The sequence below is a fragment of the Desulfatiferula olefinivorans genome (assembly GCF_054657895.1).
Genome location: NZ_BAAHXV010000001.1, coordinates 386,714 through 411,248, shown reverse-complemented (window position 1 = coordinate 411,248; position 24,535 = coordinate 386,714). Strand labels below are relative to the sequence as shown.

12 protein-coding genes are annotated in these 24,535 nt (G+C 53.8%); all 12 read right to left on the bottom strand.

The features are described 5' to 3' along the window. Positions 1-6: 6 nt before the first annotated feature. Positions 7-1,944: a hypothetical protein gene (locus ACYQ11_RS01675; protein ID WP_459921993.1), complete on the bottom strand. Its 1,938-nt coding sequence runs from the start codon at positions 1,942-1,944 to the stop codon at positions 7-9. A 134-nt stretch (positions 1,945-2,078) separates the two neighbouring features. Then, entirely contained in the window at positions 2,079-3,680 is a 1,602-nt protein-coding gene (locus tag ACYQ11_RS01670) for a hypothetical protein (RefSeq protein WP_459921992.1), read from the bottom strand. A 677-nt stretch (positions 3,681-4,357) separates the two neighbouring features. After that, positions 4,358-4,954: a hypothetical protein gene (locus ACYQ11_RS01665; RefSeq protein ID WP_459921991.1), complete on the bottom strand. Its 597-nt coding sequence runs from the start codon at positions 4,952-4,954 to the stop codon at positions 4,358-4,360. Between the two features lie 115 nt (positions 4,955-5,069). Next, complete coding sequence (locus ACYQ11_RS01660; protein WP_459921990.1) at positions 5,070-6,062, bottom strand: ComEC/Rec2 family competence protein; 993 nt, start codon at positions 6,060-6,062, stop codon at positions 5,070-5,072. A gap of 34 nt (positions 6,063-6,096) precedes the next feature. Next, a complete protein-coding gene (locus tag ACYQ11_RS01655; RefSeq protein WP_459921989.1) occupies positions 6,097-6,855 on the bottom strand; it encodes a hypothetical protein in 759 nt (252 codons plus the stop codon). After that, positions 6,848-9,145: an anti-phage 6A-MBL system cap2_3 protein gene (gene cap2-3 / locus ACYQ11_RS01650; protein ID WP_459921988.1), complete on the bottom strand. Its 2,298-nt coding sequence runs from the start codon at positions 9,143-9,145 to the stop codon at positions 6,848-6,850. Before cap2-3 ends, ACYQ11_RS01655 begins: the two co-directional genes overlap by 8 nt. Then, positions 9,135-10,280 (bottom strand): anti-phage 6A-MBL system MBL-fold protein, encoded by a 1,146-nt coding sequence (gene mblB, locus ACYQ11_RS01645; protein WP_459921987.1) that lies wholly within the window; start codon positions 10,278-10,280, stop codon positions 9,135-9,137. The genes cap2-3 and mblB overlap by 11 nt, the downstream gene beginning before the upstream one ends. A 283-nt stretch (positions 10,281-10,563) precedes the next feature. Beyond that, a complete protein-coding gene (brxL, locus tag ACYQ11_RS01640) occupies positions 10,564-12,591 on the bottom strand; it encodes a protease Lon-related BREX system protein BrxL (RefSeq protein WP_459921986.1) in 2,028 nt (675 codons plus the stop codon). 10 nt (positions 12,592-12,601) lie between these two features. Beyond that, on the bottom strand, positions 12,602-15,241 hold the full coding sequence (locus ACYQ11_RS01635; RefSeq protein WP_459921985.1) for a PglZ domain-containing protein: 2,640 nt from the start codon (positions 15,239-15,241) through the stop codon (positions 12,602-12,604). Then, on the bottom strand, positions 15,201-16,964 hold the full coding sequence (locus ACYQ11_RS01630) for a DUF262 domain-containing protein (RefSeq protein ID WP_459921984.1): 1,764 nt from the start codon (positions 16,962-16,964) through the stop codon (positions 15,201-15,203). The genes ACYQ11_RS01635 and ACYQ11_RS01630 overlap by 41 nt, the downstream gene beginning before the upstream one ends. 9 nt (positions 16,965-16,973) lie before the next feature. Next, on the bottom strand, positions 16,974-20,879 hold the full coding sequence (pglX, locus tag ACYQ11_RS01625) for a BREX-1 system adenine-specific DNA-methyltransferase PglX (protein ID WP_459921983.1): 3,906 nt from the start codon (positions 20,877-20,879) through the stop codon (positions 16,974-16,976). Positions 20,880-20,882: 3 nt separating this feature from the next. Continuing rightward, a complete protein-coding gene (gene brxC, locus ACYQ11_RS01620) occupies positions 20,883-24,527 on the bottom strand; it encodes a BREX system P-loop protein BrxC (protein WP_459921982.1) in 3,645 nt (1,214 codons plus the stop codon). Between the last annotated feature and the right edge of the window lie 8 nt (positions 24,528-24,535).

Below are 24,535 nucleotides of genomic sequence, written 5' to 3'. Positions count from 1 at the left end.
GGCCTCCTAATATGAAAGCGCAAGGGCGTTTGTCAGAACGATCATGACCGACGACCGGGTCTCCCGGGTGTCGTAGACGCGGTCCCGGTTTTCTTCGTAGCGGCCCACGAGGGCCACCGTGGGGCTGACCAGTCGCCAGAACGCGTCGCAGATCAGGACGGTCAGACGGGTGTCGGCGCTCAGGGTGTCCATGTCCGAGGACCGGTCGTCGGCCCTTACCCGGTTGAAGCATCCGGACAGGTCCAGGGACAGCGTCCGTTCGATCAACTCGGTCCGGATATCCAGATTCGCCGAATAGGTGTCCGTGGCCACGTCGGTCACGCGGTAGTCTGATCGCGTGATGCCAAAGCAGGGACTTACGGAAAACCGGGGCGCCGAGAACGCGGGGGACAGGGACACGGACAGAGACCGGGTGTCGCTGTTTGCCTCCGTCCTGTCGTCCTGCAGGGAATACCCGGTCTGGAGGCCGAGGGTCCACGGTCCCGTCATGTAGGTCATCTGACCGGACACGGTGTCGCTGTCCATGTCGGTGGGCGGCGTGAAGGCGGGCTCACGGGAGCTTTTAACGAGATTCTTACCGTAGGAGAGACGCATCGGCAGGGACGGATACCCCGTGAATCCGTAATCCAGGGCATACTGATGGAAACGGCATTGCGGAAAAAGGGCGTCTTTTTCCACGTTGTCGCGGGATTGCGAGGCCGAAACGGTGATGTCGTGGGCGGCGTACCGGGCTCCGGCCCGCAGGGAGACACTTTCCCGGTCGCCGGGCATGAAGGCGTTGCCGATCACCGCATAGTCCGGCCCCATGTAGCCGTATTCCGCGTCTATGCTGTATGCATCGAAAAAGCTCCCCACCTTGAACCGATAGGCCTTGTCCCGTTCGGACGAGAATTCATCGCTCTGGTCGCCGTCGTAGTCGGACAGGTCAAATTCGGCGTCCATCGAAAGTTTCCCGTCGAACAGGGACGAGGCGGCCGAGACGCCAAGAACGTTCCCTTTCTTGTCGCCGCCATCGGACCAGAACCCGAAGGCCTCGCCGGGCTCGGTGCCGCTGACGTAATGGGTTTTCACGGTGAGGGCCTCGGAAAACAGCCTGGCCGAGCCGGTCACCCCCATGATCCGGTGATCGGTGCCGGTATGTCGGTACAGATCACCGTTGAACCCGTATTGTTCCCGGCCGGTCACCATAAACGCGCTGAGGCCGAAGCCCTTGTAGTCCGCCTGAACACGGTTGCCTTCCCGGACAAAGCCCGACAGGGTGTTCGGGCTCTGGTCAATGGTGACATGGCCGCTTTCGAACAGGGCGCTCAAGGCGTTTTGCCGGTAGTGGGCCCTGAACAGGTAATCGACAAGGTCCACCCCTTTGTCGAGGGGCGGATCCACATGAAGGCTCTGGTCCAGATGCCGGGCGTTTGCCGTAAGTGAAAAGGCCCACGTCTCCGATGCGAAGGAGGATCGATGGGCGAGGTTCCCTTCGACTTTGGAATACGGGATATAGGGCTGGTTGTCCTTGGTGAGGACCCCCTCGTACATCATCGTCAGGTCATCATTCGACACGGCCTCCCTGAACCATGTTGAATGACGGCTTGAGAAATCGAAACTCCGGTCCAGGGTTTCGCCCGTGCGCGTCACCAAAGACACCGACAGGGTGTGACCGCCCGGGGCAAGGACATGGATGGGGCTGACCTCAAACCCCGTGGCCGTGGGGATCGCAAGGCCGGTGAGATCGTTTGCGTCCAGAATCACCACAAGGGTTTCAAAATCGAAGGGCACATCCACCCGACACCGGATGACCGGTTTTTTCGCGATGACGTCCGTATGCTCCGCCGGTGAAACCAGCGCGATGCCTTCGGCGAAGGCGGAAGGCGCCGTCCCCCCGGCCCAGAGGGCGGCAACGATCCACCAGACAATGACAAGAAAAACCGACCCGTTCGTTCTGTCCATGGTTTTTACCCCCGACGGTCCGGAGCCGGCCGTGCCCGTCGCCCCCCTTCCCCGGGCAGATTCATGCCCCGGGAAGGGGACGGCCGTAAGACTCCGCCCGCCGGACACCCGTTTCCGGTTTCCGGACCTCCGGTTTAGAGATAGTTTACGGTGATGGTATCACCCGAGCCCTGAATGCGTGTGATGCGGGTTATCGATACCCCGGCGCTCGTGATGCCGCGGTTGATGCCGTCGATAATGGCGTTTTTGATACTTCCGCTGTTTAGTATATTCGTGAGGGATGAGTCAAGGTTTCTTCGGATCACCCGGGTGGCATAATCCTGGAACGCCGGATTCAGCCAGGACCAGCCCCCGGGGAAACTGGCGGTAAGACCGGTGATTCTCACGTCCACATGGGTGTAGGTCAGCTTTCCGCCCTGAATGCCGGGGGTGAGCAGCACATCGAGGGTGAACCGGCTTACGTCCACGTCCGGGGCATCGTCATCGATCCATTTGCCGGCGAGGTCGCCAAGGTTGCCGATTCGCCCGATCTTGATTTCCCGCGCATCGGTGTTCGGAAAGGTCATGGAAATCTTGAGTTTCCCGTTTTCAATGGAGAAAAGGCCCCGTTCCCCCCGATGGGCGGCCTGGATGTTCCGGAGGTAAATCCTGTATTTCAATGCTTTTTTCGGGCTCGACACCTGGAGATGCGGCATGCTGAACACCTGGTTCATGCTGTTGCCCAGGATATCGATAGTGACATGGGAGGCGTTCTCCTGAAGGGGCGGCGTGATGGCTCGTCCGGAACCGTGATGTTCGTTCCAGTTGTCGACCAGGATCTCGCAGTTGGTGGCAACGCTGAGAATGTCAAGAATCAGGCCGTTGATCCGGAAGGTCCCCGGCTCCCAGGCATGGGTGAAATCGGCGGTGGCGGCCCTGAGGGGCTGCCGGTATGACGCGCCCGCATTGACCCGCATTCTGATGCTGTCGGTCCTGAAGGCCCGGGCCCGGTCGGGGAGGGTCACGGTGTAAAGGTCGACGATCTGGTTCTTCCGGATTTCCATCGGTGGGGTCGTCACGGTTCCCCGGGCCAGGGAGCCGCCTTCGATCTCGTAGCCCACCTGGATGGGCGTGGCACGGAAATCCGTGTCCCCGGTGTTTTTCAGTTTGAAGGTGACGGCCAGGGTCTCTTGGTTGACCGTGGGCTGCAACAGGGTGAGCACGGGCTTTTTCACAATCACCCGGAGGGTTTCGCGGGCCTGGATGGACCGGGCCCCGCCCTTTTGTTCGGGCGCGCTCGCCGACAGCACATAATTCGTCGTGTCGGCCGGGCGCACGCGTTTCCGTCCGGCCATCCAGAACGATCCGTCACTTGAGGTGCGGCGCTCGCCGGTCACCCTCTCCCCGTTGATCGACACCGTGGGCTCCCCCACGTTTTTAAAGGCGATGCTCCAGTAAAGCTCGATGTCTTCCCCGAGATCCACACTGGCCTGGGACGCGCCGGCCCCGCCCGCCATGGGACCGGGGGCCATCATCATTCCGGTGGTGTCTTCATATTTTCGAAACGAGGTCACCCGGAGCATCGCCGAAGAAACGGTGTCCTTCGTCACCATGGCGCCGGCGCCCATGGCCGGAGCGGTTTTCGCGGCACCCGTCCCGAGGGTGGGGCCCGATGCCGCAAACCCGGCCGCTGCCGTCAAAAAGACCGTGAAAACGATCCACACAGCCACTCTCATCGAACAGTTCATGCGTTTCATACGTCTCTCCTTGGATTAGGGTTGGTAGCACTTGGGGTATGTCATTTGCCAGTGGGTTACCGGAAAAGGCAAAAAGGTTCATTTTTTTTTAAGACCCCGGACCTGTCCTTAAAAACCAAGGCTGACGGCTTCGTAAAACGTCCGATTTCCAATTAAGCGTCAAAGAAAAACACGAATTGTAATACTGATTTTATAGACTAACGGTTCAATTTTGCATCAAACCGAATAACACACTTTCTTTCGGATATTGGGCCATAGTGGGCCTTGCAATGCTTTTTACGGGATCATCAATGTTGATTGTCGTGATTCAATAAAAAAGGCCGCTTCCATGATGATGAAAGCGGCCTTGTCGGTTTTTGGCTCCCCGAGTGTAACCCTTTTCATAACCGTTCTCGTTCTCCGGCTGTTAACCGAAAACCGTTGTGATTCAATGAGCTATCAAAGAGCATGTGGCCCCCGGCAGGGCGGAAATTTCGACAACCCCATTTTCCCACTCACCTTACCAAAGGGGGTGTCGCAAGTCGAGCCGTAAGTTTGTCGCAAACTGTGTCGCAAACCTGTCGCAAAAATCAACCTCTTTCCTCGGGCCGACTTGTTACCCAATTCGTTACCCATTTCATTCGGCATTACCCAATTGCCGCTTGGCCGGATTTTTTGACCATCGGGCGTTCTCATCCTCATTCATCCGGCCCTCTGTGGGCAGTGGCATCTTCGTCGACCCAATCCTCCTCAGTGTAGGACATACCCTTTCGACCCGGAACTTTCCGTGCGGGCCCGGGCAGGTAAAAAGGGCAGCTTTTCGGGCCGTAGCAGAAGGTTTCGAACCGGTACTGCTTCTTGGACGGATTCCATTGGTCGATGATCATTTCCACCGGCATCCGGCATCCCCATATGCAGATCGTGCATTTGGCGTCATGGCTCCGGGTGTCCAGACGACGGTGTCCGCGGCTGCGGTAGGTTTCCAGGTCCGGAGGAACGCCGAGAAACGGCGGACCTGCCGGGGGTTCACCCTCGGCATCTTTGACGACCTTGAGCCCGCTGGTTTTGTAAAGCGCCGCTGTTTCTTTGCGAGGATCATCGACCGGAACCGATTGCCCCTTTATTTCCATACCGGCTTGAAACCGGTGCTTCTCGTGCGCCCTTTCACCGATTGCAATCAGGGACTCGCCGACCTCCACGCCGAAAATCCCGTCGATACGAAACACATACCCCAAGTAGCTGTGTGACCGCTCATCAAAGGATCGCATGAGCCGGATACGGGGCTGTATAGCCACGATTCGACCTGACCCAGGCTAATTTCTCTGAGCCTCCCATTGGGCCAACCATCAGCCTTCTTCTCCTGCCTCAACGAGTTTGCACAGCCGCTGCCTGACGTACTGAGTGCGCTCTTCATTCCTTAGAAACTAAGCCAATGTAAAAACACCCGTAAAGGGTTTTTGTATTGTCAAAGCCGCTGTAATTTTGTGCATAATTTAAATTTTCGACGTATACCTCGATACCCGCGTTTGTGCCATTCAAGAGTATGTTACCCGCTTGGTTATTCGTTATATGGATTAAATCGCGGCTGTTCCAATCGTCGTAAGCAAGATGCTCAGAGTTAGCACACCCAAATAGTGTCAACTTAGGATTGAGGACGTCCAGAAATTCAAAAGAGCGGTCCGAATCACGACCGTGATGTGGAGCGATCAGGACAGCGCAGTTTTCGACTAAGTTTGAGTGGTTGTCTAATACATATTCCCAGGTGTTATCGTGTGCATCTCCTGGGAATATTATTTTTCCACCACACGTTCGATATACAAGAACATATGAAGCGTCATTCGGATCTCCAGCGCCATTTGCCGCGGACACCAGCTCAGAATCTGGCGCAACGATATCAAGACAGTCCCCCCGGTCATCCGGCTCACCACGGTTAGCATATTGAAGGCGGCTTCCAGCCTTGGGGGTAACGACCGTTACGCCGCTGCATTTACCATCACGTACCGTGACGTAATGGTCCCAATCATCTTCGTTGTAACTCCCCCCAGAAAAGTCAGGCTTGGCCTTACGAACGCCAGAATCCCAGAAATTGAGAATGCCGATTTCATCGCACAATTCCTTAAAGCCATCCATGTGGTCCATGTCAGGGTGCGTCAAGATGAATCGGAATACCTTTGAAATGCCAATCCTTTTCATATAGGAAATTGGCTCCGTTGCATATTTCCGCATGCCATAGTTCCCGGAACCTGTCTTGGCGATGCCGATGTGTCTGCCAAACGCTTCCAAAAAAGCTTTATGTGTGGCGCTTCCACCATTGCATATGTCTACAACAGTTGTGCGACCGCTTCCATGCTGGATAATCGAGCAGTCACCGTCACCAACGTTCATGAAATGCACTACTGGCATTGTCGCCTCATTGCGTTGATGTCTCGTAACCTACCTACTCATTTAGCTTTTTTGGCGTCTGCGGACCTGAGGCACCCAAGGCGGCAACAGCACCAAAAAAACTCTCCGCGTAATAGTGAGCCCTCTTGCGTACATAAGCCGGAAGCAAAATGGCCATTGCCAGTGCTCCGAGGGCAATGGTCGTGGAAACGAGTGCCCATAAAATGGCACCAGTTTCCCAGATATATGCGTACCAACAGCCCACAAGGCTGATTAAAGCGAAAGTCATCCAGACTGGCCGGAGACCGGCAATGTTACGAGCGAAGCCATAATCGACGTTGTGAAGTTGCACACGCTCCGCTTCCGAAGTTTTCCACATTTTACTCCGTAGCGCCTTAACAGCGTCATTAATTGTCGCCTTGAGCTCATCAGCATCTCCAGCAGCCACGGCCTTTTGAATGTCGATTTGAACTAGACTCATAATGGCTTGGTACCAGCGCTGCTTCTGTTGTATAGAGACCGAATTTTCATCAGGATGGAGCCACCGGTTTGTTGGAGCATCATGGGGCCAATCTGGCCACAATTTGTCCTGCAAACGGTTGCCGAATGCTGACGCAACATGCGAAAGAGCAACCGCCACAACCGCTCCAAGTCCTACGCCAGCAATGAGCACTTTTCCCCATTCAAGTAGAGGCACGCCAACCGTAATGGCCACAGGTAGCAACGGAAAAAGAGAAAGGACTGCGGGAAGAAACCGGGCCTTTCTTTCATAATGGTCGCTAAGGTTGAAATAATTAAGCCACGACTTATTCATGACTGAACGCCCCTGGCAAAAGATTCTCTTCTTTCATGATTTCTCCGACATAGCAGCTTGTCCGACCAGGGTCGCCTACGATCATCATCAACCCTGGTAAGCCATCAGTTTGCATCAACTCTGTCAGCCAAGCGAAAACCTTTAGATCGTCACAACTAGCTGCTGCACGAACACCTGGAGGGTGGGAATGCCACTCGCCGATATACTCAAGCATTCCGTGGGTCTTTTCCTCTAAATCGTTTACTGCCTGCCTCAGCCCCTTACGCCCACGAATATAAAGCGTTGGCCACTCCTCGCTATCGGATGGCGATGGCAAAGCGTCAACGATGTAGAGAATTTTTCTATCCAAGTCGAAGGAACCGAGAAGAACGCCGCCTGTCTCGTTCGGGAGTCTGACTTTACGGAACGTGCCAAGCTTCTGTAAAAGGCCTTCATCGGTGATTACAGTCCAGCTTTGTGTACGATGATGAATCACGGGGGCTAATTCAATATCAATCCGGTCAACTTTTCCACCCCCATCTTCTTCTTGCCAGATAGCCACGGTGGCGCTGTGATCACCAATCGAATTTCTAATCGCCTGTGCTCCAATGGCAGCATGCAGCGCTACGAGGTTCTGTGGAAGCGTACTGGTGATGTCTCGGCAGGATTGGCCATAGCGACTTCTATTTCCCGATGTTTGGAAATGTTTCTCCAGCTTATTGTTATTGGCTACAACCCTATAGTATTGCATCTCAAGGGCATCCAGTGGCATCGTTCTGCCTTTGTCCTCAGCAAGCAAGACAAGGGCGCGTCCCGATGGTGTCAGAAAAAGGGACATGCGCCGTGCATCGCTTTCAATGTTATGGGCTATTTTTCTCGCAACAGCGATTGACGTGGACATATCTAAAATCACTTCTGCGTTTTGGAAGGCTTTTACGATATCTGTATTCCGTTCGCCGGGTGCCAGCACATCCACCGATAATGCAGTGAAAAGGTCTGTATCACCGGCAATCGAGTTCGCGAGCAATGCCATGGCCTCGGCTTTTTTCCATCCGACAAAATGACCAATCAGAAAATGTCGAGCGATATTGTGAGGCATTAGCCGGTCGTGATCAACGATGGTCCAGGCTCCGAATCCGCCGCGAGCGAGATTCATTAGTGCCTGTGAACCAAGGGCCCCGGCTCCAATCGCGACAATTCGAACATCGTCAATCGTACTGACGCCGTTGAGGCTGGCAGCCGTTGATCGGGTAAGCTGAAAAGATACATTGAGCACATCGAGACCGACATCCTCACCGCGTTTCGACATGTCCGGACTAAGGAGAAGGCCAACCTCTTTATCTTGTATGGCCCAGAGCCCGATCCTGATACCAAGATCACGTATTCGTAGATCGCCAGCATGTTCTCTATTTCCTGCCGCATCTCCCAAAAAGAAAGCCCATGTATCGACGGCTTCAACCTCCCCATCGTCATTTCTTCTTTTTGGAAACTGGATAACGAGAAGGATATGTGAGTCAAGGAGAGCCTTTTTATGATTTTGCCAGTTTTTGAGACGCCCCCTTAGTTCAGCAAGAACATCAAGGCCTGCACTATCGACCAAGGCAGATAGCTCGGCTAATGTAGTGGGTTTCCTATGAATTACACCATGCGTCTGAGGAGGACATCGGTGTATGCTGGCAACGATATTCAAAACTCCATCCCGTGGTTGCTGTTGCTGGGCAATTAAGAAGACCTTCTCTTTCTCAACCGGATGAATGTTAACCACAAAAAGCGGTTGGGCGTCATCGGTTTCTTCTAAGAGCCTGTCTGGAAGCACAAGATATCCAGCGTAGTCCATTAAGACTTGCTCTAAGGGTTGATCCTCCTGATGGAGCTCTCCTTTCGCGGTGAGTGCCAGCCAGTCCCGAATTCGATGAACAAATCGCGGAGATGTCCAACGACGTTTGATTTCTTCATATCGTTCGGCGTAGATGCAAAGATTTCGCGGGAATTCTTCAATGTGCAGGTTTAGATGGGGAACTTGTGGAAAATCCTTGCGCAGGGCGTGAACAATCGGCCAAATAGTATCCTCTTTATGAAAAGTTGCGGCAATTCGTTCGCGCGGTCGGACTGGGTGGCGGCATAACTGTGGTACCTCAACCTCCACCTCGAAAACGACCCTCTCGAGGGCGCCTATTTTACGGCATTCTACGAGGCTGGCAAACGGAATTTCACCCGCATCCAGCATAAACGCGAGGTCACAAGCCTTCGCGATCTCAAGCTGATCGAGACTTACGACTTCGCCTTCAGCCTCGTAAAAGTCAACTTCCATTCGCTTCACCTGCCCTTGGAGCGCGCTGTGAAGTGGCTATATAGGCTGCACCAAGGACACTCTTTTTAAGTGTTCCTTTCGCTCTTCCGATCTCGATCACCAAGGGCTTAGGGGCATTAGGCGTAGGGTGTTCCATGGTCACTACGAACTGTCCGTTGAGGTCAGCAGCAACATCCTTATAATACTCAGCTGCTTGGCGGTGCGGCGGTTGATCATCCTTATCCTCGTCTGTGCCGGCCTTGGGAATCGGCTTGCTCGTTGAAACCGCTATGGCCCCATCTTGTCCTTGCTCTTTGTACAACCAATCGACCTGCTCAACAGCCTTGGTCTTGCTCTTGCCTTTTTCAGGGCCGATTGACAGATAACTACAATGGTGTGGAAGTTTGGCAATATCCCATTCAAGACGATGGTCGTTGCCCTTGCTTCTTGTAATATTCACCATGTCTGACAATATCTCGTGAATTGAATCGGCTAAAAACAGGGCCTTCGTCTGGACCTCATCGATCTCGAAGGTGGCTTGCATCACAAGGGAATCTTCATTCCGGTCCTCGACAGTGTTTTCGTCTTGACGCATAGCAAATGGCGAGTGTACAAAAAACTCGACTTTATCTGTGGAAAGCGAGAAGGTTGGAACAAGTTGTCCCGCATCAGTGATCATTCCAAGTCGGTCGTCGAGTTTGATACCGTTTTCCGCGCACCACCGCCTTAAACGTTCCGGACGCGAAAAAACACGGATACCTTTCCCTTCTCGAAAGCGGTGACGCGCCTCTTTCTGGAGGATACGAGCCTCGCCATCATCAGGAGCTTGCTCGGTAATGAGTGCAGCGGGCACCCACATGGTATTCATTTTAATCCTTTCATCGCCCTGATATTTTCTAGCATGCTCCAAGAAAAAGAATTCCGTTGCACCACTGAAATGGTCTTTGTCGAGGTGGCTAAATGCCACAACATCAAAGTAGTCGCGATTGCATGCCTCGAGATCTTCCCTGAGCTCCTTGATGAGATCGCACCGCAAGTCGTTCTCATCCTCTGGGGCCCGTGTGTCCGCAAAGTCAAAAAGGATTTTTTTGCCGCACTCCAAATCAATGCGACAGCAGTCGGCGTTTCCCAACGGAAACAATGTCATTTTGTGCATGGATTATCTCCCTGAAATTCTATACAATAGCACATCCAGACACGCCCGCCACTTGAGCGAAAAGGCCTCTTTTTCCGGCTGTCAGATTCAAAAGACGCTTTCGGCAGAATCCAATACCCGGTATTAACCCTGAAGTGCTGACGCGTGCGAACCATCCTCTGACCTGTGGATCGCCCAAGTTCGGATTGCTCTGAATATGGGGCTTCGCTTTATTGAAAAATCTGGCTATTTCCTCGTTAGTCATAATCTGGCTGTTTCATTCCTCGTTTGAGTCCGAACACATTTACGTCATCCCCAGTGCTTTCATCGCCGCTGTCATTGGGTCCGAGAAAAAGATGGGATCGACCCGTTCAACGATGTCTCCAGAAACCTCAAGGAAATTGCGTTTGTTCTCCAGTGGAACCAGCGCGCGACGCGCCCCGTTATCCATGCTGACCTGGAGAGGCTCCACCAGAGATCGAAGGGACTTGATATTGCCCTGGATGCTCAGATCTCCGAGTATCACAAGCCCCGCTAAAACCGACTGTTTCTTGATGGCGGAGTACACTGCCACGATGAGCGCGACACCGGCTTCACAAGGCACGTGATTGCTGAGCAGGTCTATGCCTTCCACATGGAAGTCCGTCGTATCTACCTGCTGTGAAATCCCTATCTTGACCTTCTGCGCTGCCAGGTAGGCATAAGCCCGCTGGATTGATTCACGCATTGTTCCGTCGATGCCTCCGGCTATCTTGAGTTTCCCGGTTCCTGGAGAGCAGCCGACCTCAAGGCGGTAGAGGCCGACCTTACCCTGATCATCCACGGAGGCGGTGTATACTGACCCAGGTGCGAGCGGGTCGGAAGCGATCATGTCGCGACCCCCTTGTTCCGGGACCCCCACGAATCTTTCCTCGCGCGTGTCGTTGTCGACGTATGAAAAGGATGTTTGATGGTACTCGAAGGAACCCAGCTTCTTGAGCTGCTCCTTGACCCGCCGCCGGCCCTCGATGGCCAGCTCCGTAATCTCTGCAAGCTCGTCGCGGGTCATTTCACCATGGGGATAAATGAGCTTGATCAGGCCTGAGACCGTCTTCCGGACCGCTTTCACGTCTCGGGCATTAAGATGAGAACCAAGCGAGAAATGCCGGTCTATCGCTTCAGTGAAGTTGTGTCTTCGGAGCTCACGGAGCGCCTCCGCAAGGTAATCAACCACGAACCCGTAATGGTCGGTAAAATACTCGACCCGCATCTTCGGAATCTCCCAGCCGGGGATGTAGAAATGGAGTCGGTCAAGGAAGGCCATGTCCTCTCGGATCACATCCGGCATGGGCATGAAGAGATGGGAAGAACGTACCATCACTTCGACGGCCTGGTTGGTGTTGCCGAACATCGCTATGGAGGCCATACCGGTAAGAGCGTCTTTCCCTCGGGCAAACATGCCGGATTCGCAATAGGTCTTGAGTGTCGTGACCACCTCTTTCGGCATCTTCTGGAGATCGGCCACCTCATCGAAGGCGATGGAGTCCCAGATGCCCACCAGGCCCATCTTTCCGCTGGCCATGTTGTAAAAGAGATTTGCGACGGTCGTGGGGCCGGTTAAAAGGATGGTGTATGGCGAAAGCTCCTGATAGGCGTAACTCTTGCCTGTGCCTCGAGGCCCCAGCTCCACGAGGTTATAATTGTGTTCGCAGAGCGGGATCATCCGGGCAAGAAACAGCATCTTGAGCCGGCGGTCGAAATTCTGCGGCTCGAGTCCTATGGTTCGCAGGAGAAGGTCGAGCCACTCGTCCGCCGAGAACTCACGCCGGCAGTTCTGGAACTCCGCCAGATCGAACGTGGCGATCTGAATGGGTTTCAAACTGTCAATCCAGAAGGGGCTCCGCTTGCCCTTGGCATCCTCGTCGTATTGATGGCGGATGTCGATCTGTGCCCAGATTCCGCCCATTAGCAGACGGTCGTATTCGCGCAAAAAGTGCTCTGGCACATGGACAAACTTGTGGCCGAAATTCAGCAATTCTGCCCAATATTTGTCATCGTCCGATAGATAACGGACCTTCACTTTGTCGATGAGCGTGTGTTTTCCCTTGTCCTTGACCAACGACTGCGCCTTATTGGCTTCATCGGGTCGCACGAAGTTGGAGCTGATCGTCGTGTTCACGACACGGAGGCCCGCCTCGATGGCGGCTGTGTCATCTGTGGCGCAGTATTTGCCGAGAAGATACTCAAGGACAAAGACCGGTACGTTCACCCCGACCTTCACCTTTCGGACAAGGTCCTTTCGAACCACCTTCCCGGCGAAAACTTTTGTTGCTTTGCGATCAAGTTCTGGCATCGTTTTTCCCTTACATTGCGATGATCACTTCGATCTTCTCCAGCCGCGCCAATTCAGTTCCAGTCGCAGCATCAAGCAAGTACAATCCGACACTCTTCTGATCCAGCTCCTCGGTGATCATCAGGGTGACCGTGTTGGGGGCTATCTTCTTAGAATTGGCTTCCTCATTGCGAAGCGCCACATCGCCCGTAGCTTCCTCGAACCCATAGGAAGCACTGACCGCCCGCGACACGATTTTTCCTTTGGCGCGAAGTTCGAAACGGACTTTTGGCGGCGCGATGTCAAACAATCCCGAGTTGAAACCCGTGATTTGAACTGAAAAGAACCGAGTTGTGAGCTTCTCACTCCCAGGCACGAGCGTCCAGGAGATACCTACCGGCGGACCAGCGGATGGCCTGGATGACGGCCTGAGGATCATGACCGGCACCAGCAATTCCTGTGGGGAAAGTCCGCCATGGAAATATGCCTTCGCACCCCCCTTGCACTTGAAGCAGGCGAAGGTCCACGGCGTCGCCAAGTCGAATTCGCTCTCCATGCCAAGCTCTTTGAGAGGCACACGAAGGAACGCATCGTCCGCATTGCCCCCATGCCCGATCCAAACCCGGCGATGGAGATCAGCGGTCTCGCCGCCCGGTGCGTCCACTTTCATGTCTTCGCTCAGTTCATCGGCAAAGAGGTGGCCATGGTCAGCCGCCAGAATGATTCGCTTGATGCCCATGTCAAAGAGCACTCGAACGCCTCGCCGGAGGTCGTTCAGAACCCCGTCCATTTGCCTGCGCGCCTGGGTGATGTTGTCCTGCTCGCAGAGCTCATCAATCTCCTGGGATGTCACAAGGATCAACTGCGCGTTTTCGATGCCCTCGCGAACCTTCTTGGAGGGTTTGGGAAGGAGATTGTCCAACTTGGCGTCATAGACCCCCACGCCGGCATGCTTCTTCAGAAGCCCCACTCGGTCCTTGCGATCCTTGATGACAGTCTTGTTGATCTCCAACGCCAGCTTGCCGCTGCCTGCCGTCACCACCTTCGCATCGCCATGAGCGCCCGGCAGCAGGGCTGCCATGCCGATCTCGGTCACGGTGGGTACGGCCGCGAGGGCTGGATGGAAGTCAACCTCGAAGTCTTCTCTGAGCAAGCGGGCAAGCTCCCGTCCCATTTCATACCGAAGCGCATCCACCCACACGTAGGCGGTCTTCTTATCGGCGAGGAACGGCTTGACGTGGTTCTCGAAAACCTCGCGCTGGCGCGCAACGCTCTTGTCCGGAGCGTTTTTATGCAGTTGCATCAGGAATTGCCGGGCCATTTCGGAGCCTACAGCCGCGTAACGTCGTCTGGCCCGGATTACGAGTTTCTCTATACTGTCGTGGTCGTCGCCATACGGCTCGAAATTATACCAACGGCTTTCCATGTGACGGTGATGGGTGTCCAGCAGACACCACGGGTCCGCACCCTCTGCATACTCCTTGATCATTCCGGTGGCCGACGCAGGGGCTTTTTTCAGGGCCTTCTCGACGCGATCTGCCTCCAACAGCACCTCGGCAGCGGAAGCGACGAGCGCCCATCGAGCCTGGAGTTTTGGTTCCGCATCGCACCAGAAACGCGACAAACGGGACTCTGCCAGGGTTAATATATCGCCGTCCGATTGCTCGAGCAGCCGGTTTTCAGCATGCCTCAAGAGCGCCCTTTCGATAGCCGGGAAGGTTTCAACCTTGACCATCCCATCAGGTTCAAACGTCAAAGCGGCCAGGTTGAACTCCTGTTCCACCCTGCAGGCGGCCTCCACATAGCTTTCTCGCCGATCACGGCGCAACCGCCACGCACAGGCCACAGCCGAACATGCAGCAGCAGCAGTCGGCGTTGAGGCGACCGGAACCGAGGACAGCTCGTGTGGAATGACTTCACCGAGGCCCGTAATGAAATCGGTCATCAGAACATGCCGGGCCAGGCGTCGGCGGAGGTCCTCCAGTTCCGAGCCATCAGGGGCGTCGAAGCCGAAGTCATGCCGTAGAAGTTCCCCAAGTTCACCCTTGGCGTCTTTCTTGGTAATGCTCTCGTCGAGCCGATCATTGTCGAGGAAAGAGAGGGCGACCTCTTGCGGATTGCCTGTGCCGAAAATGAGGGCGATCACTCCCTTGGAAATCTCGCCGCCTTTGTCGGCCAGGGTGTCAAGATCGGCCAAAGTCAGTTTCCCGGCCTCGGTCTGCTTTTCCACATGGGCGGCGGTGTCTTCGCCCAGAACCCCTTTAAGGGCATTACGCGCCACGACGGCCAGCCGGGTGTTGCGCGCCGGGGGCTGCTGGCCGGGTTGCATGATCACGCCCGCAGCTTCCAGCTCGATGAGGGCATGATGGGTTTGGTCCTGGGCTGTCGGGACATAAACCACTAAGCGCGGGGCCCCTTCGCCTTCCATGAGATTCTTTTGGTCAATTTCCCAACGCAACTGGACAAAACTGCCCATATAGCGGAGAACTGTGGTGTCCGGCAGGTTCAACGCAGCCATAGCGCTGGCATACGTGCAGTCCGGATCGTACCAGACCACGAGACCGTTATCGTTGACCTGCTTGGAAATCAGGCCGATGAGATGTTCTGTTACGATTCCGGGATAGTTCATTTTATTTTCCAAAAGTAATGCCAAGAACACTGCATAGTTCATCTTTAATTTTTTTCTCACGCTCCTCGAAAAAAGATCTGAAGCTTGATAAGGAATGATTCGTTTCAGGTATTAGATGCCTATTCATATAGTCAGTCTTTTCTCTTTGAGAATCGTATTTATCTGCAAGCCATACATCAAAATCAGTGTCACTTTTCTCCTGATTAGGAATACCTTCGAGGAGCTGCAAATTCGGAAGTGCATCGACACTTTCCACATAGAATTCGATATCAACTTCTGGTATTCCTTTGTTTCGCAATTTAGCCCTGGTGAAGTGGCTTCGTGGATGGATATGGTCTATATGGAACCTGTTTCGGAAATCAAACGAAGGATAAAGCAGTGCTAAAGTAGAAAAGGTATATGCTTGCCCATATCGATAGGAAAGCATGTTTTCTACATCATCTTCAGTAATAACCAACGATTTGTTTGTCCCTTTGAATTTATCGATTATTTGGACTAGTGGGAACACATTCGATGGATTGCTCAGAACCTCCCGCATCGGACGTAACACCGAATCTGGAACACCGCCGAATACTCTCTTGACCAAAGCAAGAACCAACCACCTTTGTATCGCTTTGCGATCCTCGGAGTACTGGGCTGATAGATCGAAATTTTTTGGAAGACATTTGCTCTTGAGATAGTAAGCTATTGGAATAACGGTATAATTTGCGGTAAGAGTATCGCGACTATATCCGAACGCCGATACCAACGTGACCGCACCACGAAGAGCTTTTTCTATCGTATCCCACTCCTGCTCAATCTTAAGCATATTGCTCTTGTTAAAATTGTCGACTTTGAAAGTAAAATCCTTAATGTCCGATAGAAGGAGGCTACTTTTCAATACCAGGTCCTTATTAAAATTGAAACCGTCGCCCATAGCGTTAAGCTCATCAACGAATGGCATGATCACTTCCCGGGCATCTCGGTTCTGCCATTGAGCTGTAGCAATTGATAGCAACAAATCAGAATAGCTTAGAATAGTCCCGCCGCTATTTACACGAATGAAAATATTCAGTACCTTATCAAGGCTTTCGTCTCTTTCCAGAAAATAGTTGATTACTTTGGTCTCGTGGATCACTGACCACAGTTTAAACAGTGTTCTGTTAGCAAACCTGGCTTGTTCCTGTGGCCCCTGTGTTAATCCCTTGCTGATAAGATAGTCGTTCACTTCCCACTGTTCTTTAAGGTTCAAAATATCGCCAACTTTAAACCAAAAAATATCTTCAACCCTTATCTGGGAGTTCTCGTCGGTTAGAAACGCGAAATCATAAATTAAGTCAGTCTCGTCACCATTCTTATTAGGGGAAAGCAAATTCAGATAAAGGCGTCGTTTGGGAAATGCCTGTGGATTATTCCAGCGTTTTCTTGGCTCTCTGTATGCATACGACCCACGGAGTCCTATATATAATGACGTAAGACGTTGCTGTCCATCAAGGATGCCGGTAATATCATCCTCGCCGCTCACATTTGCCTTCGGATTGTGGGGGCTATCCTTTTCGTGATATTCGCGGACAAACTCATAGAATTGGTATCTGTTGGTGTTTTTCTTTTCTACATGCCAGAATAGAAACGAACCGATGGGATAATCCCGCATAAGAGAATCGAACAAACGCGTAATTTGATCTATTCCCCACACGACTTCACGTTGGATTGCCGGAAGAAGGTACCTCTTTGCGTGAATGTTATCTACAGATTCTTTAATAGTAATGGGTGTTTGGAATGACATGTAACCCTCCTAAATTTTAACCAGTCCCTTCTCACGCATTTGCTTGCCGATGCTCGACCATTCATACTTGCCCTCGACCAGGTCTTCCCAATACGCCTTGGCTTCCTTCCAGGGCACGAGTTCCCATAAAGGGGCGATGGTGAGAACCACGCCGTCATTGAGATCGGGCACCAGATGGTGGTTTGCGGCCCTGCGGAGCTTGTCCGCAAAGTCGTGCAACTCGGAGACCAACTGCTCCTGGCGGTCAATGTCTTTTTCGATCTGCTTGGCTTCGCGACCGGAACTTCCGGCAGTTTCTTTTCGGACCCGCAGGGTCTTGAGGCGGTCCTCCTCCAAGCGTATCTTTGGCTCCACGTAGTTGAGCAGCGCCTTGAAGAGGATGTCCTTGTCCAGGCGGTGATAGTAAAGCCAGAGTCCATAGTTGCCCCTGGCCGAGCGCAGGTACCAGTAGATCGGAGCCTTTCGACGGCTCTTGGAGTAGCGTTTGACGTGGTCCATCCAGAAGCCGGCGTTGCCGGGCTTACGGAAGTATTCGCGCAGTTCCCGCACACCCAAGATTTCGCAGGCCTCCCGTTCGATGACCTCGGCGCGGTCCTTCCAGATCACTTCCAGCACGTCTTGAACGCGACGGATGATGTCATCCTCATGCCCAAGGTCATCCACCAGGATGCCGTCCCAATCGATGCGGATTGAGTAACCAGAGGACACGTTTTCGGGTTTGGCGGGCAACCCGTCCGGACCTTGGAGCATGCCTGGCGGACAGACAGGGAGGGATTCGAACGGATCGGGGAGTTCAGGAGGTTGCCGCTCGCCTATGGCAAAACGGATGTCCCAGCGGCCTAGTATGCAGCCAATTGAATAAGCTAACAAGGGTCTGTACTCTGATGCTAATTCAGCATCCTGATCTTCCTCGCTGTCTTCTTCATCCTGATTGTTACTATCAGATTCCGCCTCTTCATTTAGGGCCTCGTCGGCCCATTCTAAAGCCTCAAAGCCGTAGGCTCGTGCTATCTCGGCATCCCATTGCGCCATAACGGACTGCACCTGATCCTGAATGAGTGCCGGCGTGTCCTTAATGCAATCCTGGCCTCCGGATATGAACTGAAAGTATGGTGACGTTTCTATGAACGACTTTGTGAGACGAAGTCGTCCGACAATACTTATAGTGGCTCTTTCAAGCTCTTCCTTTTTTTCTTTAGTTACTTGACTCAGCCAGGGAATATTCTTTATAGCTCCTGTTGAGTAATCGGCGAAATTCGCTTGCATGTGGATAATGGCCCGAACCGGTTTGCTGTTGAGCCACCCAAGTATGAATGCTGGCGTCCACTTTCCGTAGGGCAGCACAGCGGGACCATTGCTTGTAAAAATGCAATCTGCGGGAAGGGCTCGCGCGCTGAATCCTTTTGCACTCCTTTTCGAGTAGGTCGCACCTGGTAGATACCAATAATCGGATGCCTGTCTTACTTGGGCAGTTGAGCCATTGATCGATTGGTTTACTGCCTGAAGCTCAGACCCGTCATTCGACCAATTGAGTAGCAGGTGAATATCAGAGTAATAAAACGCAAAGCCTCCCCCTTTTGCTAAACGCACCCAATGCCGATCTCTGCCAATCGACGATGGGGACACTTCCCACCAAAGTCGAAGAAATCTCTCGTTATTGAAAGATTTCATTCCTTCACGGGCAGTTCCCGCATTTGGCTCGAAGAAAATTTCGCTATCTAACATACGTCGAACTGAAGAAGGCGCTGAGTACAGGATTTTTGATTTTGGCAGACGGCGGAACCACTCTGTTCGCGAGCAATAGCGCGGATGATCGTTTAGTCCACTTTCTACAGTCTGCTGATGCTCAGGGGCGTTTCTACGCAAATCAAAGGTTTGGAATTCGACACTACCTATACCGCTCAAAACGTAGGCAGCACTTTCGACGTAAGCCTCATCCATGACTCCCAATCCAAAATCGAGAAGGAGTTCAAGGTGTGGAAGAACGTCATTAACTCGAAAATCAACTAATCGAGGTGCAAGAAGAAAAGATCGTGATGTAATAATTCCAACACGACCTCCCGTCAAAGCACTAAGAGCCCATCTGACGAATGAGCAGTATATGTCATTGTGTGCACCTTGGAATGTCTTCCGTATTGACTTAAAAACCTCAGTTGTTGGTTGTCCGAACGGCGGATTCATTAGCACTACGTCATATTTCTTGCGGCAGACATCAACAAAGGAGAATCCTTGCGCCGCATCCTCAGCAAATAATCGCTTCCGGAAAGCCTTACCGTTTGCAGCCTTCTCTGCATATTGACGCAGTGCTGCGACGATCTCATCCTCTGCACGATCAAAGAAGACCTCATCAGTCATGTCAGCAAAGTCAAAAAGGGAAGGTTGGTCTCGCTTAACCAACTCTGGAAATAGCGACCACTTAGCTTTGTCTTGGTGTTTCTTCCACTGAATGAATTCGAATTTCGCCTTACCTGCCACATCTCGAATCTCTTCCTCAATTTTGAGCAGGCTTCCCGCTTCGCCGGCGAGTTTCATCTTCTCGAAGATTGCCTCGACGAGTTGGCCCAGCACCTTGGGCTGTAGGGTGGCGGTGAATTCCTTCAACAGGTCTGTTTCGCCCGGCATCGGCTCTGCGCAGACGATGTTGGAGCGGGTGATCTTCGGGCGCTCCCCGTTTTTCAATCCCATTTCCCGATAGGCCCGCTGACAGCGCAGCCACAGGGCCAGAGCCGCGATCTGGGTGGCACGCAGGTCGATGTCGATACCGTGCAGGTTGTGCTTGAGGATCAGTCCGGGCACAGCACGTCGGAGATCTTCAATCGCCGGGTAGTCTTTCCTGAGCGCCGCGCTCAGGTCTGGATCGTCGTAGGCTTCCTCATAGATGCTCTGAAGCAGATCAAAGCAGTACAGCAAGAAGTGGCCGGAGCCGCAGGCCGGGTCAAGAGCCATTAGTTCACGCGGGTCTTTCTTGGGCCGGTGAGGAATGTAAACCGGCTGCTTCAGCCGTTCTTCCTGAGAAAGGTCTTCGCGCGCCTCTTTCGACTCCGCCGGAGGCTGCTCACCATCCTTCAGGAATATCTCCATGGGACGCCGCACCAGATATTTACAGCGGTCTTTAAGGATGGTCTTGCCCTTGCGCATCTCGTACCAGATACGGCCGAGAGTGTTATCGGTTAAGAACTCCACCACATACCGAGGGGTGAAAAACTGATTGCGGAAGGCCAGCTCATAGGAATTGCGCGGAGCCTGACTTTCCTTGCGGGCTTTGTCGCGCAACTCTTTCGGCGTGAAATACTGGTAAACCCAACCGATGGTCTCGTCCTGAGACCAGATGTCCTTCAGATCACCATCGTTGATCAGGGCCAACACTTCGTCCAGTACCCGTTGTGGCGGGTAGATGCGGTTCGCCGGGTCATTAGGGTTGAAGAGGACGCCGATTTCCTGTGAAAGCGTTCCGCCCAGCCAGTCGAGGAAGTTGCGGTATGCCGTCTCCTGCCCGCCTCCGTTATGGAGCTTTTCGTCTTCCGGATGGTCGGCGAGGTAGAAGAAGAAACCTTGGGACTTGAGCCCGCGGCTCACAGCCTCGCGGATAAGGCCCCTGGACTCCATCATCTTATAGGCACAAAGCCGGTTGAGGTGTGTGAAACTGATCTCGCGGACAAGCTGCTCCAGCGACTCGCTCGGCTTGTAGCCAATGGCTCGGATGTGGTCCAGATGGTCAAGCAGGTCCTGGCGACAGGCGCGGTCCTCCTCGGTGAGGTGCGACATGCGGGCCTCGTCCTCAATCTGCACCTCGCCCTTCTTGCGACCCGCGTAGATGCCGAAGCGCCCTTGGAGAGCCTGGGATGTGGAGTCCTCCAGCAGCTTCCGGCACTGGGTCACGACGCCGCGCAGCTTATTTCGTAGGGTCTGATCCATGAATCACTCCACCACTATTTTCACGCCCTCATCGAGCAGTTTGAGAAGATGGTCCTGCAGGCGAGCTACGGCCTTCTTGACCTGGTCCGCCGATTCAAATGAGCCTGAGAAATACTCGGACACCCGGACGCGTTCGATTTTCACCTCGGGCGGCGTCGTTAAACGCTGGATTTCGGAAACGACCTTAGCGAACAGACCGCCAAGGGCTTCGATGTCCGATTCCATTTGGCTCACACCGGCGCGGCATGCGTTACATGCGAGGCTCGTTTCGGGGAAATCCTTCTCGGCACAACCGCGCGAAACCAGCGGGGAGAGCACCGGTTCCCTCATGGACTCAGGCACCTGCTCCCATTCCTTCCGTCCCTTGATCTTCTCGACCGCCTCCTGATACTGAACTGCTCGCCCGGCATGTGTGCTTTCATAGAGTTCGCGATACGCAGCCACGATTTCCTGCGCTTTTGTCTCGATCTGCGCCATGGACTCAAAAAAGGTCTCGGACTGCAACAGCTCGCGAAGCTCTTTGCCCTTTTCGACTACTTCGTCCTGGCCACGCGCTTCAAACAGGCGGGACATTTCATTGGCGGCCAAGCTCGCTCTCTGCAAGGTGGCCAGGCCCTTTTCGTTCAGACATTCGGAGATCTTGCGGATACGCTCACGGCCCTCCTTGAGCGAAGCGGCACCGGCGGCCAGAAGGTTCACACAGTCATCGGCGGAACCGTTCTGGATATTCGTCAGGGCTTCCCGGTATTCCTCGACGATGGTCAGCACCGGCAAATAGCGGGCTTTGGCCTCTGCGATGATGGGGATAACCTCTTTGGTCTCCATCTCAGCATACTGCTTTGCGGCCACCCCTATGGCGTTTTTTTCGACATCCACAGTCTTTCCGGTGAGGCCCTCATAGCTCTGTACCGCCTGGGTGAGAGTCTTCAGATCGACCGGTTTGATCGGGGTATAGATCGCGGACTTGAACTTCGTGTTATTGATGAAGGGCTCCCGGCTTCGCGGCTCGGCAAACGAGTCGAATTTCTGACCGCCGAAGGACACCTCGATGACGCCGGCGCGGAAAAGCACAGCCAGGACCAGCCGGAGCACGTCACGCTCCCATCCATAGGGCGTACCGTTGAATCGGCTCTCGAGCGCTTTGCCGAGGCAGGCTTCCCGGTTGCCGTACTCATGCTGACTGACGAGGTAGTCGCGCACCTCTTTAGCAATGTCCGCGTTCGGGTTCGGTACATATTTAGCGCCCTCCTTAGTAACCAACCCAAAACCACGGTCCCCGACATAGAACACTTGAGGGAGCGCCTTGAGATCGGCTGCCTTCAAAAAAACATCGGGCTCATCTCCATGGAGAGGACGGGAACCCATCTGCAATTTGGGATAGAGCTCGGGAACGACCTGCTCCAGAAACTTTTTGACGATCTCGCCCAGGTTCTTGCCGAGCGAGGAAGCGTCTTTAGCAACGCCGCGAAACATACCTGCTCCGCGTTCCAGCGCTTCTGTCATCTTGTCCCTGAGCCGTGATTCGTAATTCAGAACGAGGTTTTTTTCATCCTGAAGACAGGTGGCCTCGTCCGGGGTAATTTTGCTCTGGGCCCGGAGCTGGTCGTATTTTTCAACCATCTTCCTGGAAGCAAAGAGCTGGGCGACCAGTTCGTCAATCTCCGGTGCAAGGGAGAAGACCCAGTAGAGATCGTTTTCGTGAGTCTTCTGCCGGCTTTCGTCCCGCGTCTCGTTGATCCGGTTGGACAGCTCGCTGTCATCCTCGGCCATGGCCAAAGACAGCTTGATATCGCCTTCATCCCCGACGGTCGTACCGTCCACGCCGATCCCGATACGGAAGGTTCGAAACTCTTTGTGCCGGTAGGTCCGAAGAGCGGGCTCGCCAAAAGTCGAGCGCAGGGCGCTCCGGACGATTTCGTTTCGGTCACGGGGTTTGGGATCAAGGGCTTTCTTTTCGGTCTCCCAGTTCTTTTCTTGGGCGGTCTGGAGTTTCCATCCATCCTCGGTGTTGCGGATGAACTGCGCATCGTAGAGTCTCTTGATGGCTGCCTCAACCTGGACTACCGGTGCCGGGTCGCCGACATTGTCGATCAGGAAAGCGGCAATGTTCGCCTCCGTCCGAGGTAGGTCGCGGACAAATTCCAGGAGGCAGATCGCCTTGGCAACCCGCAGGGTCCATTCTTTATCCGGCTCACCTTTGAAGCGCTCGCTGATTTGGTGGATATCGGTGCGGCGCTCGTTCGAAAGATTACCCTCAACAAGTTCGTAAACGCGATCCAACGTCACCAACGTACCAATCGGACACCCGGCGAGATTCGTCCGATTGGAAACAAGCATCTCATAAGCCTGCTTGATAATCGTCCGGTTGCTTCCTCCAAAATGCCTTGGCGCTCCGGGTTGAAGCCGAATTCCCGACATGATGCTGATGCCGATATCGATGTAGTGCGGTGGGTATGGATAAAATTGGATAAAATCCTCTTCACTGATCGCTGTTCGGCGCGAACTGCGCTCAAGCCGAAGGGCGGCATTCAGCGATCCCTGGCTCCCGCTGTAAAGCTTTCGAAGAATTGGCAAGGCCTCATCTTTCTTGGCGAGAACCCGCCGCGTAGCCACCTCGCGAATGTCCGACGGTGCAAGATCGACACGATGGCGGAAACGATCCTGAAGCTTTGCCAATTCAACGCGCTTCGAATCAATGGCTGCCACCACCTCATCGAGTTTTTCCTGAGATGTCACGACGATCCAGCACGGTGCCGGTATCTTTCTGGCTTTCAACAGGTTTCTGCCGACCTTACCGAACTCCTCGATGGTGGCCCGCAGATCTTCGATCTTGTCGCCGCTGCGGGCGACATGCTGGCCGACCTCATCGATAACGAGAACAAGAGCTTTTCCAGGACGTCTGCGGCCAAAGAGTTCGAAGGTACGGAGTACAACCTTGCTCACGCTGATGGCGGCATCGCGACTACGTTGGGTATGCGCCCACGAATCGGCGGCTGGATAGGTCACAGAATTAAGGGCATGGAGGACGGCGCTTGCCCGAGATAGCCGTTGCGCGCCTTTGCGGACGATTCGCCACTCCTGCCCATGGATTTGCTTGCACTTGGCGATGAACTGTTCCAGCTTACCTTCCGCTTCGAGTTCTATCTCGAGTTCAGCGATGTCGAAGTCTTCGGCGTAGTCAAGTTCTCGCAGGAGACATGTATAGATAAACTCTGCGATGCGCTGTGTGACGCGGCGCGTGTCCTGCTCCTTGGCGATGTCAAAGAGGATGACCTCCGTTGGGAAGCGGGTATTGATAAGATCGAGCAGATTGCCGACCTGCTCATCACGGATCTGCTGTTTGAAAAGAGTCGCAAAGTTTTGTCCCTGGACCTGCCTGTTTTCCAGCGCGTACCCGAGATTTTTTGCGAATGAACTCTTGCCCGAGCCGAAGAAGCCCGAGACCCAGATGCCGACGCTTTCATGGGGGTCCGACGGGGCCTCTGCAACGGCCTTAAGGAGAGCAGCGTACTGATCGCGGATGCTTTCCGTGGCAATATACTCGGTGATTTCCGAATACACTGACTGCTCGTCGGATTGATCGACCTGGATGATCTCCTCGATTTTCCGACTCAGGTCCCGCGAAAGGAGATTGCCAATTGTTTTCATGTGCTCTC

Bases quoted from the DNA above. Each gene is read 5' to 3' on its own strand.
- ACYQ11_RS01675 (WP_459921993.1), bottom strand. From the start codon at position 1,944: ATGGACAGAACGAACGGGTCGGTTTTTCTTGTCATTGTCTGGTGGATC.
- ACYQ11_RS01670 (WP_459921992.1), bottom strand. From the start codon at position 3,680: ATGAAACGCATGAACTGTTCGATGAGAGTGGCTGTGTGGATCGTTTTC.
- ACYQ11_RS01660 (WP_459921990.1), bottom strand. From the start codon at position 6,062: ATGCCAGTAGTGCATTTCATGAACGTTGGTGACGGTGACTGCTCGATT.
- ACYQ11_RS01655 (WP_459921989.1), bottom strand. From the start codon at position 6,855: ATGAATAAGTCGTGGCTTAATTATTTCAACCTTAGCGACCATTATGAA.
- cap2-3 (WP_459921988.1), bottom strand. From the start codon at position 9,145: ATGGAAGTTGACTTTTACGAGGCTGAAGGCGAAGTCGTAAGTCTCGAT.
- mblB (WP_459921987.1), bottom strand. From the start codon at position 10,280: ATGCACAAAATGACATTGTTTCCGTTGGGAAACGCCGACTGCTGTCGC.
- brxL (WP_459921986.1), bottom strand. From the start codon at position 12,591: ATGCCAGAACTTGATCGCAAAGCAACAAAAGTTTTCGCCGGGAAGGTG.
- ACYQ11_RS01635 (WP_459921985.1), bottom strand. From the start codon at position 15,241: ATGAACTATGCAGTGTTCTTGGCATTACTTTTGGAAAATAAAATGAAC.
- ACYQ11_RS01630 (WP_459921984.1), bottom strand. From the start codon at position 16,964: ATGTCATTCCAAACACCCATTACTATTAAAGAATCTGTAGATAACATT.
- pglX (WP_459921983.1), bottom strand. From the start codon at position 20,879: ATGGATCAGACCCTACGAAATAAGCTGCGCGGCGTCGTGACCCAGTGC.
- brxC (WP_459921982.1), bottom strand. From the start codon at position 24,527: ATGAAAACAATTGGCAATCTCCTTTCGCGGGACCTGAGTCGGAAAATC.